This is a genomic window from Saccharibacillus endophyticus, assembly GCF_013185185.1.
In the GTDB taxonomy this organism is placed as follows: Bacteria; Bacillota; Bacilli; order Paenibacillales; family Paenibacillaceae; genus Saccharibacillus; species Saccharibacillus endophyticus.
Window position 1 is genome coordinate 105,498 of the sequence record NZ_JAAZWE010000002.1, and the last position, 18,002, is coordinate 123,499.

An 18,002-nucleotide genomic window follows, 5' to 3' on the forward strand; every position below is an offset into this window, starting at 1 on the left:
TGTCGATTACGTTATTGTAAGTTTTGAATTCGGTCCCACTGACTGACGATATCCGTTACGCGAACGCCGAAGTTTTCGTCGATGACGACCACTTCCCCCTTGGCGATCAGCTTGTTGTTCACCAGAATGTCCACCGGTTCGCCGGCAAGCTTATCGAGCTCGACGATGGACCCCTGCGACAATTCGAGAATATCTTTAATCTGCTTTTGGGTCCTTCCTAATTCTACGGTGACTTTAAGGGGAATGTCCATCAGTAATCCTAAATTATTTTCGTCCCCTTGTCCGTAACCGCCGTTCTGAAGATTGCCGAACTGTACGGGCTGCACGTTGACGTTGCGTCCCGCATTCCCGTAATGGTTCGGCTGAGGCGGTTGCTGCTGCATCGGCATCTGTCCATAAGCCGGATACTGCATGCCGTAGTCAGGCTGCATGCCTGGAGCTCCGTACCCCGGATAAGGCGGTTGCTGCTGCATCGGTGCCCCGTAAGGCGGCATCCCTTGCGGTTGTTGTTGCTGAGCAGAAGCTGCATACGGGTCCTGATAAGGCGTGTTCTGAACAGGCGGCTGTTGCTGAACCTGAGGCTCTGGAACAGGTGTTTGAACGGGAGGCTGAGCAGCAGCCACCTGCGGTTGCGGCGCAGGCGGCTCTTCTTCCGTCATTCCTCCGCCCAGAAGCATATCCACCATATTTTTAGCAAAATCAACGGTAATCAATTGCATGAGCGTTGAATCAATCAAGTCTCCGATCAGGAGACGGAAAGAAACTTTGATAAGGGTCTCTTCGGCCGGCAGGTTGCTGACTCCGTCTCCGCTGCTGACATCCAGGATGTCGATAGCCGGAGGCGATATGTTGACAAAGCGATTAAAAATCGTAGACATGGACGTCGCAGAAGAACCCATCATTTGGTTCATGGCTTCTTGCACGGCGCTGATATGGATTTCGTTCAGCTCTTCATCCTGCGGATCCCCTTCCCCGCCGAGCATGAGGTCGGCAATGATCTGGGCATCTCTTGTCTTGATGACAAGCGAATTAATGCCTTGGAACCCATCGACATAGTTGACATGAATCGCGACATGCGGCTTTGGAAACTCCGATTCGAATTGGCTTCTTGTGATAATCGAAACTTTCGGCGTCGTGATATCAACTTTGCGACCAAGCAACGTCGACAATGCGGTAGCTGCGCTACCGAATGTGATGTTACCAATTTCACCTAAAGCGTCCTGCTCAAGAGGAGTCAGAAAATCGTCGACGGTTTGATCGGCTCCCGCCGATGATCCTCCGTCATCCGATTCGGACTGTTTCAGCAAGGCGTCGATCTCTTCCTGGGACAAATAATCTTTACTCGTCAAATTCCTCAACTCCTTCGTCGACGATCTCATCGATTTGCACGGCAATCCGGTCTTTGATCATGCCCGGACTTCCGATAAATTTCAGTCTTTCTCCGATACGGATGGCAAGGCCTTCTTCCGTAGCCTTATTCAGCGTAATCACGTCTCCCGGAGCCAAACTGAGAAATTCGCGAATCGTCAGTTGGGATTGTCCGAGCTCCGCAATGACCGGAAGAGCTGCGCGGGTTACGCGTTCACGCAGCGCTTCGAGTTCTTCTGGAGCGCGCGCCTTTTTTTGAGAAACGAACCAATGGTGTACGGACAACTTCGACATGATCGGCTCAATCACAACGTGCGGAATACACAAGTTGATCATGCCGCTCGTGTCTCCTATTTTAGTACTAAGCGAAATCAAGGCGATCGTTTCGTTGGGCGAGACAATCTGCATAAACTGCGGGTTCGTTTCCAACGCTTCCATTCTTGGCGAAAGGTCATAAACCGTCTTCCATGCCTCCTGCAGGTTCTCCAGTGCCCGGCTGAAGATGCGCTCCATAATGATCGTTTCGATCTCGGTAAGCGCTCCTGGCTTAAGAGGGGCTGTTCCACTGCCTCCCAACATCCGATCCACCATCGCATAAGCGATGTTTGGATGGACTTCCAATACCATTCGTCCTTCCAATGGCTCCGCTTCGAAAATGTTCAGAACGGTCATTTTCGGAATGGAGCGAATGAATTCGTCGTAAGGCAATTGTTCAACCTGCACAACGCTGATTTGAACAAAAGTACGGAGTTGAGCGGAAAAATAAGTGGTTAGATTTCGCGCAAAGTTCTCGTGAATCCGGGTCAAACTCCGAATATGGTCTTTGGAAAAACGTACAGCTCTTTTAAAATCATAGGAGCGGATCTTTCGTTGCGTTTCTTCTTTTTTGAGTTCTTCCGCATCCATTTCGCCTGAAGAAAGCGCGGCTAATAATGCGTCGATCTCGTTCTGGGATAATACATCAACCAAACCTTTCACCCCCTCCCATAGACACGGCCGCCCCGGCAGGCACGGCCATGAACTCACTCGGTCAATCTAAAAGCAAAGCCTATTAAAGGGTTGCCAAGATAAAGTTCGTAATGTTTACACTCACGACTTCGCCTTCCGGCATCGCTTTGTTGATGAGGTTTTTAAGCTTTGTATTCAGTTGCGTCTTTCCTTTTGCCGTACTTAAAGCTTCCGGCGTCGTGTCGGCGAGCGTCATCAAGATAATCGGCTTGATGGTGATTTCTTTAATTTCGTCGAACTCGGCTTTGACTTTGGCATCGCTAAGCTGAACAGAGAAGTCGATCTGCACGATAAAGGAAGGATCCGACAGATTTGTTTTGATGCCGGTGATGTCGGAGCTGACCGCTACGATCTCTTTCGCACTAAGCTTCTTTTCCTGTTTCACTTCTTCTTTTTCCCCTGCCGCATTCGCCGTATCCTTATTGTTACCCAACACCAGGAATACAGCCACTACGATTAACGTAATCGCCAGGAACATGGTAATGATCCATGGTAAAAGTTTCTTCATTATTCTTCTTCCCCCGTATTCTGCACTTTGATCGAAGCGCTGTGCAGGCCGATTGTGGCATAATATTCGGTCATCAGCTTGACGACGTCGGCGGCCTTTTCCAGCACGATCATACGCTTGCCGTTAACCAGTGTGACGTAAGTATCCGGCGTTTCCTCAACTAACTCGATCTGCAGCGCGTTAAGCCACAGAGGCGAACCGTTTAAACGAGTGACTGGAATCATGGTTTTCCTCCCGTAAAGCTGGCGGAAAAGCGGCTGTATTACGCCGCCTTCCCGCCGCTAGTAATCCGGATTAACGTTTCAGGTTTACAACTTCTTGCAGCACTTCATCAGAGGTTGTGATAATTCTGGAGTTTGCTTGGAAACCGCGCTGAGCCGTAATCATTTCAGTGAATTGATCGGTAAGATCGACGTTCGACATTTCGAGTTGGCCGGCTACGATACCGCCTGCTCCAGCGTTTGATTCATCGTCCGGATCCAACGAAATTTCAGCATCGATCCCCAAAGCGTTTTGTCCGACGCGGTACAGGTTGCCACCTGCTTTTTCAAGTCCTTCAGGATTTCGTACGACCACAACCGCAATACGGTTTTCCGTATCGACTTCGCCTTCGGCATTTTTAATCGCTACCGTACCGTCACTGCTGATTTGAAAGCTCGACCCTTGAGGAACGTTGATCGCTTCGCCGCCAGTGTTTAGAACGAACAATCCGTCAGAGTTTACTAGGTTGCCTGCACCATCGACGTGGAAATCTCCGGCTCTTGTCAAGAATGTGTTGCCGACTTCAGCTCCACTTTCCAAAGCTACGGCAAAGAATCCGTCACCGTCGATCCGAAGATCGGTAGGGTTATTCGTCGTCATGGCACTACCTGCCAAATGAAGAGTATCTATCGAACCAATCGACACACCTAAACCGATCTGCTTGGCATTCGAACCGCCAGTAGGTCCGTCTGTCGGAGCCGTTGCGCCTGCCGACATTTGGCTGAGAATATCCTTGAACATCACGCGGGAAGACTTGAATCCGGTCGTGTTCACGTTGGCGATGTTGTTACCGATAACGTCCAACTTGGTTTGGAAGCCTTTCATACCCGACACGCCCGAATACATGGATCTCAACATTAAATGATTCCTCCTATGGTTTCGCACATTTTGATTTGGTTTGCATTGTTTGATTTAATTACATTTTACTTTCTTTGATAGAAAAAGTCCCAGCTAAAAAGTGCTATTTTTTACCGCGTCATGCGTTCGGCGGTAATCCGGCTTCCTATCGGTCCGGCCGGTCTAACTAGGAAACAATGACGGCACTGTCGATTTGGGTGAATACGTTATCCTTCATCGAGCCTCCGTCGACCGCTGTAACAACCGTACGATTACGGACGTTGACGATCAAAGCCATGTCTTGCATCAGGACGAGCGATTCTTTGGAACCTTTTGCAGCAGCCTTGTCGATCGCGCTGCCCAGTTTACGAAGTTGTTCGGAATCGAACTGGATGCCTCGTTGTTCAAGCCTCTTCGAAGCATGCCCGCTAAATTTAAGCAGCTTTTCTTCAAGAACAGTCTGGAAGCTTTCCTTGCCAGCTGCAGATGCTGTTTGATTCCGCGAAGCAACCGGTGGGATTTTCGCCGGATAAAGCTGGCCTACGCGAATAAGGTCATTCATTTTACACCTCCGTCGTTTCCGGATTCACTTGCACCGGCTGCCTCCTCTGTCGAGGATTTGGAGGTTGGCGTTACGGATGTCTGCGCTTGCTGGATAGTATCATCTGTGTTTGTCTCGCTCTTCGGCGTTTCTGCAGCCGGTGCTGTGCCTGATGTTGGAGTCTCGGATGTTCCTGCCGGTTCAACCATCGTAATATCCGAAGTCGGAACCAAATACTCTCCGACTGCCGCATACATCTTGCCGTCCTTTTGCAGAACCGAAGCTACATTTCCCGTCAAGTAGTTAGCCGTTTCCGAATCGTACCAAGTGATTTTCTGCCCGATCAGTTGGGAAGCCGTTCCCATCGAAGAGTTCATTTGAGTCAACTGAGTCGACATGTTCATCAGTTGTTCCAATGAAGAGAACTGTGCCATCTGCGCCGTAAACTGCGAATTGTCCATCGGCGCGAGCGGATCCTGATTTTTCAGTTGCGCGATCAAGATGGTCATGAACTGATCTTTGCCCATCGTTGCCGCATCGTCTGTTTTTTTTGCTGCAGCCTTCTGTACGTTTTGCGTCGAATAGTTCGGCCAAATATTCGTTGTCGAAACATTGCTGTTTGCCAAAATCGAACCTCCTGTCTGAATTAAGCTTCTGCGATAAACGAGCTTCCGGCTTGTGCGGCTGTCTTCTGTCTCAACCATTCGCCCAGTTCTTCGCCAAGCTCTGCCGTCAGCCTTGCATCGTCATTGCCTTCTTCTCTGGAACGCGGGCGTCTGCCTTGTTGTTGTCCATTGCCTTGCTGTCCGCCGTTCTGGTCCATTTGAGATTGCAACGAGGAGCTTTGCGTGACTTCAAGTCGTTCAACGGTCAAGCCTTGTCCCTGAAGCGATCCTCTGAGTTGTACCATCTGCTGCTCCAGCATATCTTTTGCAGCGGCATGTTCCGTCACAAAATGGGCCATGAGTTGTCCGGCATGCATAGTGATTCGAATATCCACTTTACCCAGATGATCCGGTGTAAGAGTGATTTTCGCTTCGGTAAAGCCTTGTTTTTGCAAAATTTCCAAACGGTCTACAACCAATTTCTCTACCTCTTGAGCCATACGGTGCATAGGGACGGCTTCAACAGGCTTTGCAGGAGTTGTTCCATTTGTTCGAAGCGCCAACTCGCCTGCCGTAATCGTTCCTTGCGTTTTGAACTCTTGAGCTGCTTCCTGGTTCTGCCCATCTTCTTGCTGCGTGCCAGCACCATTTTGCTGCTGAGTCTGTGCTTTTGAAGACACGACGGTTTGCTCGGCACTCTTGGCTTGAGCTTCTGTTGCCGGCTTCGCATTCTGATCATTTTTGACAACCTGCTGCACGTCGTCTTGAATCCGGAAAGCCTCGGCAGCCTGCATGGAAATCTGCTTGACACCGGATTTCGTGCTTTCTTCAACCGTTTTGACCGTCTGTTCGAGAGCAGCCAGAACCTGCTGAGCTTGTGCTTTGATTTCCGGAGCCGTCTGACCGGACTTCTGCATATCAACCAATTGCGTTACCTTATCCTGCAAAGCAAATTTGAGTGTCGCTGGATTAGAAGCCAAGGTTTCTACTGCACTTGCAGCAGCTTCCTGTCCTTCTCCCTGCGCATTTTCACCCTGCGTTTGCACATTCAGCACAACTTGAGCTTGCTGAATCCAACTTTGAAGCATAGGCATCAATTCCGGATTTTCCGTCAACTGTTCATCCAACACGTCCAACTGATCCAGCAGTTCTTCGATTTTCGCATCCAGCTTTTCGGCTTCGCCGCCGTCGAGTGAACCTTCGTCTCCGGACGCTTCTCCCGCTACTGCAATCAGTTGCTGCAGAGCAGCCAGTAAAGGATTCGTCGGGGTTTCGGCCGTTCCTCCAGTATGGTTACCTGCCGCTGCGCCGCCCATTAGCTGTTGAAGCGATTGACCGAACACAGCCGCTGCTCCAGTCGTGCTTGCTGCTGCAGCTTTACCGCTTGTTGCAGGTGCTGCTGATCCTACTGTCATTCCCGAAATCGTCATTCCCATTTTCTAATTGTTCACCTCCTCTCAAGTATGCGTTAACCGCCGATCAATTTGTTAGCCAGGGAAGCCGCGGTTTCGCTATCTGTACTTGCCATCTGCGACAAAATATTCGAGCGCGTCGAATCGTCTACGGATTTCAAAATGGTCAACACCTTCGCTTGATTGGTTTTTGCCATCTGGATCAACAACGTCGCTGCGCTTGAAGCATCCATTGAAGAAAACGTTTGGCTAAGTTGATCTTGATTTAGCGAGCCTGTGGTCGAAGTTGCCGCTTGAGTCGGCTGTTCGGAATTGTTCGCAGCGGCCCGCGCTTTATTAGCCGCCGTTTCCAATGCCTCAGAGGATGCTGCGGACTTCAACATGATCGATACTTTGGCTGCTTTGTCCGCCGTCATTTTTTGCATGATCGACGAGCGTTGTTCGGTACTCATCGCACCCAAGATCATGGCAATCTCTTCATCCGTCAACGTTTCCAGGATCGGTGCCGCCTTACTGGCGCTCATGGATCCGTAAGTCTGCGCAAGCTGTTTGACCTGTTGACTGGGGCCCGGGTCTTTCTCCGGTTCCGCTGTAGCCGCTGCCGCTTGTTGTTCCTGTTGGGCTTTCGCGTCATCGATCTGCTTTTGCAGCGCATCCGCCTTGGTTTGCGTTTCAACCTGAGCCTGCTGGGTCGTTTTCAACTCGGTGTTCTTCTGTTCAAGCTGCGTTTTCAACTGGGCGATTGTCGCTTCGGCGCTCGCGGCTTGCTTTTCTTTTTGTTTTTCTGCCTGCTGTTCCGGCGTATATGTCGGCTTCGGAAGCATCGATCCGACAACTGGAATTTTGTTGACGGTCTCCAGCACGGAATTGCGCGCTGTCGGATTCAGTAAAGTCAAAAGCACTCCGACCAACACGATTGCGAACAGCACGGGAGCAGCGAACAACAAAATTCTGCCTGCCTTGCTCCCTGACGGTTCTTCTTCCAGATTGACTTCCGCCTCCGCTCCGGTTTTTGCCATGCGTTAAACCTCCTTTTACACGTCCTGCCGCATTTCGGTATTAGTGGGCACGGGAGGCGAAACGAACGGTTGCCATTTCGTCAAGTTCGTTTTGCTCACGGAGCATTTCTTCTTTTTCGAAAGATTCCAATGCTTTGCCTCGCGCCTGCAGCCATACTTTTTCGTCCAGCATCTTTGTCGTAAGCTTCTCTTTCTTTTCTTCGACTTTTACCTGCGCAGTTTGAATATCTTGGCGTTTTTGCAGGATACATTGATCGATGTAGTTCACGTAATCCTGCATTTGTTGAAGTTGGAGAGCCGATACCGCGCCTACGGTCTGTTCCTGGATGGAGTCCACCAGCGAACTCTTATCCGAAAACAGTCTACCCAGCGTTTGTTCTTCGGCATTCAGTTGACCGATCGCCGAGGAAAGGTGCATTTCTGCATGATTCTTTTCGCTGGTTTTCAGATCCACGACTTTTTGAAATGAATAATTGAATTTCAACATTTCTTAGGTCAACTCCTTGAGAATTCTTGGATTAAACGTTCGATCGTTTCATCCAGCGTTGTTTTTTCGTCCACTTTTTGCTTCGTGAAATCCCAGATGCGTTGAATATTCTCGATGGCTTCGTCAATTTCGGCGCTTGATCCCCTTTGGTAGGCACCGATATTGATCAGGTCTTCCGATTCTTTGTACACCGATAACAATCGCTTCAGGTTGTTAGCGGCATCCGTTTGGATCTCCGGCGAAATATCCTTCATAACCCGACTGATGCTTGCGAGAACGTCGATGGCCGGGAAGTGTCCACGATTCGCGATTCCGCGATTCAGCACAATGTGTCCGTCGAGAATACCTCGAACCGCATCCGCAATCGGCTCGTTCATATCGTCTCCGTCAACAAGCACGGTGTAAAAGGCAGTAATGGAACCGGTAGGTCCCGTTCCTGCTCGTTCAAGCAGTTTGGGTAGAGTGGCGAATACGGAAGGCGTGTAGCCTCTCATCGCTGGCGGTTCGCCTACAGCCAGCCCGACTTCACGCTGAGCCATAGCAAAACGCGTTACCGAATCCATCATCATCATGACATTCATTCCGCGATCCCGGTAATATTCAGCGATGCTCGTGGCGATCAATGCAGCTTTGATTCGAACCAATGCCGGCTGATCCGATGTAGCAACAATGACGACTGACCGTGCCAAGCCTTCCGGTCCCAAATCCCGTTCGATAAAATCGAGTACCTCGCGGCCCCGTTCTCCAACAAGGGCGATTACATTAATGTCTGCGGATGTGTTTCTGGCAATCATCCCCATTAATGTACTTTTACCCACACCCGAGCCGGCGAAAATACCTACCCGTTGTCCTTTACCGATTGTAAGCAGCCCGTCAATCGCTCGAACGCCGACATTTATGGGTTCATGTACTCTCGGGCGCTGTAATGGATTGCTTGGAGTGTTGAACGTAGAAGCATGCGCCATCCTGGCGGGAAGCATCGAACCGTCAAGCGGTCTTCCAAGGCCATCCAGTACTTTTCCCAGAAGTTCCGAACCGACTTGCACGGTAAGGGGTTTGCCTGTACCGACCACGTCGCACCCTGGGCCGATCGACTGCAATTCACCTAACGGCATCAGTAAAACTTTGTTTTCTCGGAACCCGACAACTTCAGCCTGCAGCGGAGGAGCTGTTTTGGTCGGGTAAATGTAGCAAACTTCGCCGACGCTTGCATCAGGACCTTCCGATTCAACCATCAGTCCGATGACCTGCGTCACTTTGCCGTTCACCCGAATCGGATCGATCTGCCTGAGTTGATCCAAGTACTTGTCGACCAGAATTTCTTTCATCCCGCCACCTCCATGCCGTCGTCGTCTTTACAACTATTATTCTACACGCTTATAAAGCCCCCGCTAAGGCTAAAAAGTGCTATTTCCTGCTTATAAAAAAAACCGGCAACCTACCTGAATTCCTATAGGCTGCCGCTAAGACTAGGAATGTCCTTGTACTCTTTAGGAGCCGGTCGATTCATCGTGCAAAGCAAGTCTCAACAATTCGCGTTTGATCTCCGCCAATTGAGTATCGATTCGGGCATCTACGCTTCCGAAGTTCGATCGAATGACGCATCCGCGATCTTTTACTGTGGAATCGGGAAGAATTTGCAACTCGGCTTGCGAGTCGATCGACATAGCAAGCTCTTCCCGCGCGGAATTGATCAGCGAAAATTGCGAAGGGGCCACGCAGAGCGTAATCGTTCCCTGCTCCCTTTTACGCGACAGCGTTTGGCGGATCAGGGAAAGCGTTAATCCTTCGTCTTCGGCCAATTTTTGATCGATGATCTTTTCCGCGATTGCCGAACTGAGTTCAACCAGGAACGGCTCGGACTCCTGAATGATTGCATCTTTGCTTTGAATAGCCTCTTGGATCAACGTTTGGGCTTCTTCTGACGCTTCCTGCATGCGAACGGCAAGTTCTGCCTCCGCTTGTGCCTTGCCTTCCTCATAACCTTCGCGGAACGCCTGCGTCTTAACCGCTTCTACAAGGTGTTCATCCTGATCGCGCCTCTCCTGCCACCACATTTCGATCTGCTGCTGTGCTTCGGCGAGCATCTGCTCGGCATGCTGCGCCGCATCCCGAATCTGAAGTTCCGCGAATTCTTTCGCATCACGGATCATTTCATCCTTCAGAATAATCGTCTGTTGATCGGCAACCGCTAAAGGGGACTCTTCATTCTCCTCGGCATGTGGTTGCTGCGAAGCATAGTGCCGGTGCAAATCCAGTTTGACAAAGTCCTCTTTGGGCACATACTGCGAAGATTTAATGAGGTTAGACAATGATATCATCTCCTCCACCGCGTGCGATGATGATCTCGCCCGCTTCTTCAAGCTTACGGATAATCGTTACGATGCGAGTTTGAGCTTCTTCGACATCACGCAGCCGAACCGGTCCCATGAATTCCATTTCTTCGCGGAAGGTATCGGCCATACGCTTGGACATGTTTTTGAATACCACTTCGCGAACTTCTTCGCTGGCCACTTTGAGCGCAAGCTGAAGATCGGCATTTTCGACGTCGCGGATAATCCGCTGAATCGAACGATCGTCGATATTGACAATATCTTCGAATACGAACATTCTTTTTTTGATTTCCTCTGCCAACTCCGGGTCCTGAATTTCGAGCGAGTCGAGAATGGTCCGCTCTGTTCCCCGGTCTACGCCGTTCAGGATGGATACGATCGACTCGATGCCGCCTGCCGTTGCAAAGTCTTGAGTGACTGTAGACGAAAGTTTCTGTTCCAACACACGCTCGACTTGAGCAATAACTTCAGGCGAAGTGCTGTCCATCATGGCGATTCGTCTGGCGACCTCGGCTTGTTTCTCCTGAGGAAGGGAAGAAAGAATGATCGATGCCTGTTCAAATTGCAAGTAAGAAAGTACAAGCGCGATCGTTTGCGCGTTTTCATTCTGAATAAAGTTCAGAATTTGGCTTGGGTCGGCTTTGCGCGCAAAGTCGAACGGACGTACCTGAAGCGTGGCAGTCAGGCGATTGATAACTTCCAAGGCTTTTTGCTCGCCAAGCGCTTTTTGCAGGATATCTTTAGCGTAGTTGATACCGCCCTGTGAGATGTATTCTTGCGCCAGACAAATCTGATGGAATTCGGCAAGTACCGAATCCTTTTCCGAACTGTCCACTTTTCTTACATTTGCAATTTCAAGCGTAAGTTGTTCGATTTCTTCATCCCGCAAATGTTTAAAGATTTGAGCCGAAACTTCCGGCCCGAGCGAGATCAGCAGGATCGCCGCTTTCTGTCTTCCGCTCAGCGTTTGCGCGCTTGCTTTAGCCACACTTCTTCACTCCTATTCATCGGCTAACCATGTGCGCAGCAGATTGACGAACTCATCCGGTTTCTTTTTGGCGAGCGATTCAAGCTGTTTTCGCATTTGGCTTTCTCCGCTGACCGTATCCAGGTTGATGGACGGCATCTCCGCAGGTGTCGGCAGCTCCATTTCTTCGAGCAATTCTTCTTCGCGATTTTTTCTTCTGCGGCGTACCACGAGGAAAATGGCAACTGCCAGTAAAGCAGCCAGTCCGCCGATGATGCTCCATAGCAGCACTCTGGAAATTCCGGTGTCGGTCGCGGCCGTTTCAGCAGAAGGAGCTGTCGACATGACCAGAACTTTTGAGTCCAGATCTGTTGGCTGATAAGTTACTCCCGAATCAGCAAGAGAAGCAGCAACAATATTTCTCAAAATACCTTTTATATTGTCTTCAATTGTTCCGTTAAGCGTTGTCTCACCGTCAGGTGGTTCAATCGCCACGTTTATGGTTAAGTCTTTTACAATATAAGGGCTTTGCACGATTTGCTTGGTAATTTGGTTGACTTGATAGTTGACGATCTTATTCGAGCTTTCCGAAGTGGTCTGCCCCGTTGTGGTATCTCCCGGGTAAGTAGGTACGGCTTCCGTACCGGTTCCGGCTACTCCACTCGTAGGATCGCCTGCACCCGTATAACTCTCCTGAATATCCTGCACGCTGATTTCGATCCCCCGCATGTTGTCCACATCGACCGGCGAATACGTAGTTTCGTTCGCATTGACCTGATCGAAGTTGAGCTTGGAAGCGACAAGGACATTTACCTTGTCCGCGCCCACGATCGTACCGAGGAACATCTTCACGCTTTTTTCGATATCGCTCTCATATTTGCGTTGAATCGCAAGATTATCCTGAATGGAACTTGCCGCCCCTGCACCGAATCCGCTGCCTGCATTGGAAGCATATAGTATCGTATTATCGCTGGTAATCGTGATGTTATCGATCGGAAGATTAGGCACCGAACTTTTCACAATGTTAAAATAGCCATCAATGACGTCCTGACTCGGTCTGAAACCCGGCTTGAATGTCATGACGACCGAAGCGGAAGCCTGTTCTTGATCTTCGCTGTTGGCAAACAAACTTTCTTCAGGGAGATTGACGAGCACTCTTGCGCTTTCCACGTTGCTCATTAATTTCAGCAAGGACTCGATTTCGCCGTTCAAAGCGCTTTTGTATTTAACGTTGAATTCATTTTCGGTCATCCCGAGTGCAGACGTCGTCGTTCCGAACATCTTGTTGAACCCGATCGACCCGCTTTGAATGATCCCCTGCGAGGCCACATCTACGCGTGCTCTCGCCGCATTCGTGCTGGGTACGGAGATGCTTTTACCATCATCGCTCAACTTATACGGAATGCCGGCTCCATCCAGATACGTCATGGTAGCCGCTGCATCTTCCCCGTTCAAATCCTGGAAAGCCACTTCATATTCCGTCTTGGAAAACTGCATGGTCAGAATTACGATCGTCAGCAGCGTAATCGCAACCGTCGAAACCAGCAGGGCCTTTTGAGTTTTGCTAAGCCGATTCCAGTAACCCAAGAGCGAATCCCTTATTCGGGTTAGTCTTTCATTCACAGTTTCACCCCACTACGCAGCATTATACTTAAGGTTATTTAAGATTACAGTTGTGTACGCATGATCTCTTGATAAGCTTCGATGACTTTGTTTCTGACTTGCGAAGTCAATTGAAGCCCTAACAAGGCTTGCTCGGAAGTAATCATGACCTGGTCGACACTCGCTTGTCCGAGCATGAATTGCTTCCCGGTTTGATCCGCTGTCTTCTCCATGTCCGACACGCCTTGAAGCGCGTCTTGCAGATACTGGCCAAAACCTTGCATCGCTTCATTTGGAGTGGCCGAAGCCGTTTCTTGAGTCGCCGAAACGGCACGATTAGCGAGTTGAACAGGATTGAACATATGATTTTGGATCATTGCAATCTCCCTTTCTATTATCGTTTATGCTTACTTGCCAATCTGCAACGCTTTTGTAATCATCGCCTTCGTGGCATTCAACGCCGTTACGTTAGCTTCATAAGAACGCGTCGCCGAAATCATGTCTACCATTTCTTTTGCGATATCAACGTTCGGCATTTGTACATAACCGTCTGCGTTCGCATCCGGGTGAGTCGGGTTGTAGACCAACTTGAACGGCTCCTGATCCTCTTTGATTCCGGTTACTTTCACGCCGCTGGCAGAACTTTTGCCGTTCATCGCTGCGTTAAGAGTTTGAGCAAACGGCGTTTGGCTGTTTTCGGCCAAAACGGCAACTTTGCGGCGATACGGTTGAACTTCGCCATTGACGACCTGTGCCCGCGTCGTATCCGCATTCGCGATGTTGGACGAGATGATATCCATGCGCAGGCGCTGTGCCGTAAGAGCGGAAGCACTGACATCAAATCCGTTACTGATTCTCATAGTTATGCATTGCCTCCCATCGCGGTGCGCATCATTTTAATCTGATGATTGACTTCTTCGAGGTACGTGTTATAACGCAACTGATTTTCGGCCAAACTCGTCATCTCGCTGTCGATATCCACATTGTTCTTATTGTTGTTCATCGCAGTACTGTCGTCATTCGTAACTTTTGCAGTAGGAATGGAACCGGCCGAACCGATGGCAATATGACGGGAATTGGTAATTCGTCCCTTAATCGAACTTACACCGTTCATCTCTGACTGAAGCAGGCTCTCGAAGGATACTTCGGAACGCTTGAAATAAGGCGTATCCGCATTGGCGATATTGTTGGAAATAACTTGCTGCCTTGTGTTCGATGCATCGATTGCGCTGCGCAGACGATTAAAACCGGTATCGTTCAAAATATTCATCGATTCCACTCCTTTAGTTAATAAGCCTTGTGCGCTTTATAAATTATACAAAATTAAATTCGACTAAACTATTGTTTTTTTTGTAATGAGGCCGATAAATTGTTGAAAAGACTTTCCGAACCCCAACGATTGGGAAAAACCCTAACCAATCCATCCATATTACGTCTAACCTAAGTTTCTTCGAGTTGGACCTATAAAACAATGAGAAAAAAGCCCTATCTTTCCTTAGTTGAAAGACAGGGCTTTTTCTTATTTCGATAGTAAGGGTAAAAGTGTTGATTTCAGGTCAAATTGAATAGGCTTTCATTCGCCGATCCGGACCTCAACCTAATTTCCCCCTCGTTTTTTCCAGTTTAACAAAAAGTCACCGTTACAGAATGTACTGGCTCAAATCGCGATCTTTCGCGATGTCATCCAGCTTCTCCCGCACATATTCCGGCGTGATCATCATTTGTTCCAAATTAAGTTCCGGCGCTTCGAAAGACAGGTCTTCCAAAAGCTTCTCCAAAATCGTATGCAGACGACGCGCGCCGATATTTTCCGTATTCTGATTCACCGAGGCCGCGATGCTGGCAATCTCGCGAATCGCATCTTCCGAAAAGCCAATTTCGATATTTTCCGTTTTGAGAAGATCGGTATATTGTTTGGTCAACGCATTTTTCGGCTCCGTCAAGATTGCAATGAAATCTTCCAGAGTCAAACTCTCCAACTCCACCCGAATCGGGAATCGTCCCTGCAATTCAGGAATCAAATCGGAAGGCTTCGACACATGAAAGGCTCCCGCAGCCATAAACAGGATGTAGTCCGTTTTCACCGGCCCATATTTGGTCACGATAGTCGAGCCTTCGACAATAGGAAGGATATCTCGTTGCACTCCTTCTCTGGAAACGTCAGGACCATGTCCGCGACCGCTGCCGGCAACCTTGTCGATTTCGTCGATGAAAATGATCCCAGCTTGCTCGGCGCGGCGCACGGCCTCCTGATTGACGTCGTCCATATCGATCAGCTTCGAAGCTTCTTCCTGCGTCAGGGCTTTGCGTGCTTCGCGAATCGGCAATTTGCGGCGCTTCGTACGCTTCGGCATGAAGTTGCCCAGCATTTCCTGAATGTTCATGCCCATTTGATCGTTGCCTTGACCGGCCAACATATCGAACATGTTAGGCATAGCGTCTTCAACATCGATCTCGATGATATCGTCTTCCAGCTTGCCCGACAGTAGATTGAATCGCACTTGGCGTCGGCGTTCGCTGAGCGAGCCCTCTTCGTAACGGGGCTTTTCCGGTTCAGGCTCCGGCGCGGTCTTCGACTGGCCGCCGAACAGCATTTCAAACGGATTCCGCTGCGTGGAAGAAGATTTTGCGGACGGTACCAAAATTTCAACGATGCGTTCGTTAGCCATTTCCTCCGCCCGATCCTTGACCTTTTCCGTACGCTCCGCTTTCACCATGCGAATCGACGTTTCAACCAAGTCGCGCACCATCGACTCGACGTCGCGTCCCACATAGCCGACTTCGGTAAACTTGGTGGCCTCGACTTTGATAAAAGGCGCACCGACAAGCTTTGCCAAACGACGTGCGATCTCGGTTTTACCGACGCCTGTAGGTCCGATCATCAAAATATTCTTCGGCGCTACTTCATCCCGTGTTTCTTCGGGCAGCAGGCTGCGGCGATAACGATTGCGCAGGGCAACGGCAACCGAGCGTTTTGCCTTTTTCTGTCCGACGATGTACTTGTCCAGCTCCGCTACGATTTCCCGCGGCGTCAGGGCTTCGTTTTTCATGCATGTACCCTCCACTTCTAGGGCGCGCACCCAAACGCATCGAGTCTGCTCGTTTAAGTACCGCCGTAATTGGCATTAAAGTTCTTCGACGATAATGTTGTCGTTCGTGTACACACAAATCTCGGCAGCGATCTTCAGCGACGCTTGCGCAATCTCTTTCGCATCCAGCTCCGCATGACGCTTCAAAGCACGAGCGGCCGACAACGCGAAGTTGCCGCCCGAACCGATCGCGATAATATCGTCGTCCGGTTCGATGATTTCCCCATTGCCCGAAATCAACAACATGCCGTCTTTGTCCATCACGATCATCAGAGCTTCGAGTTTTCGCAGCATTTGATCCGTGCGCCATTCCTTGACCAATTCAACGGCTGCACGCTGCAAATTCCCTTGATGCTCTTCCAGCTTGGCTTCAAACTTCTCGAACAACGTGATCGCGTCGCCTACGGAACCCGCAAATCCGGCAAGAATCTGCCCGCGATACAATCTGCGTACCTTCTTGGCATGTTGTTTCATGATGACATTTTGTCCCATCGTAACCTGGCCGTCGCCAGCTATAGCCGCCTTGCCGTCTTTGCGCACCGCGCAAATGGTCGTCGCGTGAAACGAAATTTCCATCGTGATCCTCCTATTCGGGCTGTGCAATTAATTGCGAACAACGTTCAACGAATGTTCTTCCGTGAAGGCCGCCAGCTTATCGAGTGCTCGCATGGCCAAAGCTTCATTTTTTTCTTTTTTGTTGCGGATTTTTTTCTCGGGTTTCGGCAATAGACCGAAGTTCGCGTTCATCGGTTGGAAATGCTCCGGGTCAGCTTCCGTAATGTAACGAGCCATGCCCCCGAGCGTCGTTTCTTCCGGGAATACGATCGGTTCGCGGCCCAAAGCCTGATGCGCCGCGTTGATGCCGGCAATCAAACCGGAAGCCGCCGATTCCACATATCCTTCAACGCCGGTCATCTGGCCCGCAAAGAACAGGTTCGGACGGGCTTTGCACTGGTAGGTCGGTTCAAGCAATCGCGGCGAATTGATGAATGTATTGCGGTGCATGACGCCGTAGCGAACGATATCCACATTTTCGAGTCCCGGAATCATCTGGAATACGCGCTTCTGCTCGCCCCATTTCAAGTGCGTTTGAAAGCCCACCAGATTGTATAGCGTTCCTGCTGCGTTATCCTGACGAAGCTGAACGACAGCGAAAGGAATCTTGCCCGTGCGCGGATCAGGCAAGCCGACAGGCTTCATCGGTCCGAACAATGCCGTTTGGCGTCCGCGCTGCATCATCACTTCGATCGGCATGCAGCCCTCGAAGTAGATTTCTTTCTCGAATTCTTTGAGTTCCGCTTTTTCGCCCGTAATCAATGCTTCGTAGAAACGATCGAATTCTTCTTCGGTCATCGGACAGTTCAGGTAAGCCGCTTCGCCTTTATCGTAACGGGAAGCCAGATACACTTTGTCCATATCGATCGAATCTTTTTCGATGATCGGAGCCGCCGCATCATAGAAGTAGAAATATTCTTCGCCCATAAAGCTTTTGATTTGCGCGGAAAGTGACGGAGAAGTCAAAGGTCCCGTTGCAATGACCGTGATGCCGTCCTCCGGGATTTCCGTCACTTCTTCTTCGCGAACGTCCACCAGCGGATGCTCTTTAAGAGCCTGCGTGATGCCGCCGGAGAAAAGGTCGCGGTCGACGGCCAAAGCGCCGCCTGCCGGAACCGCACTCGCATCCGCTTTGCCGATTACCAGCGAATCCAGTCTGCGCATTTCCTCTTTCAACACGCCTACCGCGCCTGTAAATCCGTTGGCGCGCAGCGAGTTGCTGCATACCAATTCCGCAAAATAAGACGTATGGTGCGCCGGCGTTTTTACTTTGGGACGCATCTCGTAGAGCGTGACCGGAACGCCGCGGCTGGCGATTTGCCAAGCCGCTTCGCTTCCCGCCAACCCTGCACCGATTACCGTTACCCGCTGCGTGTTCGAACTTTCGTTGTTGCTCACTTCATGTTCCCC

20 protein-coding genes are annotated in these 18,002 nt (G+C 50.1%); all 20 read right to left on the bottom strand.

Translation table 11 applies throughout. The features are described 5' to 3' along the window. Positions 1-11: 11 nt before the first annotated feature. Positions 12-1,349: a flagellar motor switch phosphatase FliY gene (gene fliY, locus HRQ63_RS06345; RefSeq protein ID WP_172240868.1), complete on the bottom strand. Its 1,338-nt coding sequence runs from the start codon at positions 1,347-1,349 to the stop codon at positions 12-14. Next, positions 1,339-2,337 carry a flagellar motor switch protein FliM gene (gene fliM / locus HRQ63_RS06350; protein WP_172240871.1) on the bottom strand — a complete coding sequence of 333 codons (999 nt, stop codon included), beginning with the start codon at positions 2,335-2,337 and terminating at the stop codon, positions 1,339-1,341. Before fliM ends, fliY begins: the two co-directional genes overlap by 11 nt. Before the next feature lie 82 nt (positions 2,338-2,419). Next, on the bottom strand, positions 2,420-2,884 hold the full coding sequence (locus tag HRQ63_RS06355) for a flagellar basal body-associated FliL family protein (RefSeq protein ID WP_172240874.1): 465 nt from the start codon (positions 2,882-2,884) through the stop codon (positions 2,420-2,422). Beyond that, the gene (locus HRQ63_RS06360; RefSeq protein WP_037282365.1) at positions 2,884-3,108 is read right to left on the bottom strand and encodes a flagellar FlbD family protein; all 225 of its coding nucleotides are present in this window, start codon (positions 3,106-3,108) and stop codon (positions 2,884-2,886) included. Before HRQ63_RS06360 ends, HRQ63_RS06355 begins: the two co-directional genes overlap by 1 nt. 70 nt (positions 3,109-3,178) lie before the next feature. Further along, positions 3,179-4,003 (bottom strand): flagellar hook-basal body complex protein, encoded by an 825-nt coding sequence (locus tag HRQ63_RS06365; protein WP_172240877.1) that lies wholly within the window; start codon positions 4,001-4,003, stop codon positions 3,179-3,181. A gap of 166 nt (positions 4,004-4,169) precedes the next feature. Beyond that, positions 4,170-4,544, bottom strand: a complete 375-nt coding sequence (locus tag HRQ63_RS06370) for a TIGR02530 family flagellar biosynthesis protein (RefSeq protein ID WP_172240880.1) — start codon at positions 4,542-4,544, stop codon at positions 4,170-4,172. Then, complete coding sequence (locus HRQ63_RS06375; RefSeq protein ID WP_229714260.1) at positions 4,541-5,149, bottom strand: flagellar hook capping FlgD N-terminal domain-containing protein; 609 nt, start codon at positions 5,147-5,149, stop codon at positions 4,541-4,543. Before HRQ63_RS06375 ends, HRQ63_RS06370 begins: the two co-directional genes overlap by 4 nt. Before the next feature lie 20 nt (positions 5,150-5,169). Further along, a complete protein-coding gene (locus HRQ63_RS06380; protein WP_172240886.1) occupies positions 5,170-6,564 on the bottom strand; it encodes a flagellar hook-length control protein FliK in 1,395 nt (464 codons plus the stop codon). A gap of 32 nt (positions 6,565-6,596) precedes the next feature. Further along, a complete protein-coding gene (locus tag HRQ63_RS06385; RefSeq protein ID WP_172240889.1) occupies positions 6,597-7,559 on the bottom strand; it encodes a MotE family protein in 963 nt (320 codons plus the stop codon). 40 nt (positions 7,560-7,599) lie between these two features. Further along, positions 7,600-8,043 (bottom strand): flagellar export protein FliJ, encoded by a 444-nt coding sequence (gene fliJ / locus HRQ63_RS06390; RefSeq protein WP_172243321.1) that lies wholly within the window; start codon positions 8,041-8,043, stop codon positions 7,600-7,602. An 11-nt stretch (positions 8,044-8,054) separates the two neighbouring features. Then, positions 8,055-9,374: a flagellar protein export ATPase FliI gene (gene fliI, locus HRQ63_RS06395; RefSeq protein ID WP_037282377.1), complete on the bottom strand. Its 1,320-nt coding sequence runs from the start codon at positions 9,372-9,374 to the stop codon at positions 8,055-8,057. A gap of 162 nt (positions 9,375-9,536) precedes the next feature. After that, on the bottom strand, positions 9,537-10,358 hold the full coding sequence (locus HRQ63_RS06400; protein WP_172240892.1) for a FliH/SctL family protein: 822 nt from the start codon (positions 10,356-10,358) through the stop codon (positions 9,537-9,539). Then, on the bottom strand, positions 10,351-11,367 hold the full coding sequence (gene fliG / locus HRQ63_RS06405; protein ID WP_037282380.1) for a flagellar motor switch protein FliG: 1,017 nt from the start codon (positions 11,365-11,367) through the stop codon (positions 10,351-10,353). Before fliG ends, HRQ63_RS06400 begins: the two co-directional genes overlap by 8 nt. 12 nt (positions 11,368-11,379) lie before the next feature. Further along, on the bottom strand, positions 11,380-12,969 hold the full coding sequence (gene fliF, locus HRQ63_RS06410; RefSeq protein WP_172240895.1) for a flagellar basal-body MS-ring/collar protein FliF: 1,590 nt from the start codon (positions 12,967-12,969) through the stop codon (positions 11,380-11,382). Positions 12,970-13,013: 44 nt separating this feature from the next. Continuing rightward, positions 13,014-13,325 carry a flagellar hook-basal body complex protein FliE gene (gene fliE / locus HRQ63_RS06415; RefSeq protein ID WP_172240898.1) on the bottom strand — a complete coding sequence of 104 codons (312 nt, stop codon included), beginning with the start codon at positions 13,323-13,325 and terminating at the stop codon, positions 13,014-13,016. A gap of 30 nt (positions 13,326-13,355) precedes the next feature. Beyond that, positions 13,356-13,808 (bottom strand): flagellar basal body rod protein FlgC, encoded by a 453-nt coding sequence (gene flgC, locus HRQ63_RS06420; RefSeq protein WP_172240901.1) that lies wholly within the window; start codon positions 13,806-13,808, stop codon positions 13,356-13,358. Between the two features lie 2 nt (positions 13,809-13,810). Next, positions 13,811-14,218 carry a flagellar basal body rod protein FlgB gene (gene flgB / locus HRQ63_RS06425; RefSeq protein WP_172240904.1) on the bottom strand — a complete coding sequence of 136 codons (408 nt, stop codon included), beginning with the start codon at positions 14,216-14,218 and terminating at the stop codon, positions 13,811-13,813. A 370-nt stretch (positions 14,219-14,588) separates the two neighbouring features. Continuing rightward, positions 14,589-15,998 carry an ATP-dependent protease ATPase subunit HslU gene (gene hslU / locus HRQ63_RS06430; RefSeq protein ID WP_172240907.1) on the bottom strand — a complete coding sequence of 470 codons (1,410 nt, stop codon included), beginning with the start codon at positions 15,996-15,998 and terminating at the stop codon, positions 14,589-14,591. 75 nt (positions 15,999-16,073) lie between these two features. Beyond that, positions 16,074-16,613, bottom strand: coding sequence for an ATP-dependent protease subunit HslV (gene hslV / locus HRQ63_RS06435; RefSeq protein ID WP_172240910.1), 540 nt, complete (start codon positions 16,611-16,613; stop codon positions 16,074-16,076). A gap of 27 nt (positions 16,614-16,640) precedes the next feature. Beyond that, the gene (trmFO, locus tag HRQ63_RS06440; protein WP_172240913.1) at positions 16,641-17,990 is read right to left on the bottom strand and encodes an FADH(2)-oxidizing methylenetetrahydrofolate--tRNA-(uracil(54)-C(5))-methyltransferase TrmFO; all 1,350 of its coding nucleotides are present in this window, start codon (positions 17,988-17,990) and stop codon (positions 16,641-16,643) included. Positions 17,991-18,002 lie beyond the last annotated feature (12 nt).

What these genes read in the sequence shown, in the direction of transcription:
- HRQ63_RS06355 (WP_172240874.1), bottom strand. Translation starts at nt 2,884, where the DNA reads ATGAAGAAACTTTTACCATGGATCATTACCATGTTCCTGGCGATTACG.
- HRQ63_RS06360 (WP_037282365.1), bottom strand. Translation starts at nt 3,108, where the DNA reads ATGATTCCAGTCACTCGTTTAAACGGTTCGCCTCTGTGGCTTAACGCG.
- HRQ63_RS06365 (WP_172240877.1), bottom strand. Translation starts at nt 4,003, where the DNA reads ATGTTGAGATCCATGTATTCGGGCGTGTCGGGTATGAAAGGCTTCCAA.
- HRQ63_RS06370 (WP_172240880.1), bottom strand. Translation starts at nt 4,544, where the DNA reads ATGAATGACCTTATTCGCGTAGGCCAGCTTTATCCGGCGAAAATCCCA.
- HRQ63_RS06380 (WP_172240886.1), bottom strand. Translation starts at nt 6,564, where the DNA reads ATGGGAATGACGATTTCGGGAATGACAGTAGGATCAGCAGCACCTGCA.
- HRQ63_RS06385 (WP_172240889.1), bottom strand. Translation starts at nt 7,559, where the DNA reads ATGGCAAAAACCGGAGCGGAGGCGGAAGTCAATCTGGAAGAAGAACCG.
- fliI (WP_037282377.1), bottom strand. Translation starts at nt 9,374, where the DNA reads ATGAAAGAAATTCTGGTCGACAAGTACTTGGATCAACTCAGGCAGATC.
- fliE (WP_172240898.1), bottom strand. Translation starts at nt 13,325, where the DNA reads ATGATCCAAAATCATATGTTCAATCCTGTTCAACTCGCTAATCGTGCC.
- flgC (WP_172240901.1), bottom strand. Translation starts at nt 13,808, where the DNA reads ATGAGAATCAGTAACGGATTTGATGTCAGTGCTTCCGCTCTTACGGCA.
- flgB (WP_172240904.1), bottom strand. Translation starts at nt 14,218, where the DNA reads ATGAATATTTTGAACGATACCGGTTTTAATCGTCTGCGCAGCGCAATC.
- hslU (WP_172240907.1), bottom strand. Translation starts at nt 15,998, where the DNA reads ATGAAAAACGAAGCCCTGACGCCGCGGGAAATCGTAGCGGAGCTGGAC.
- hslV (WP_172240910.1), bottom strand. Translation starts at nt 16,613, where the DNA reads ATGGAAATTTCGTTTCACGCGACGACCATTTGCGCGGTGCGCAAAGAC.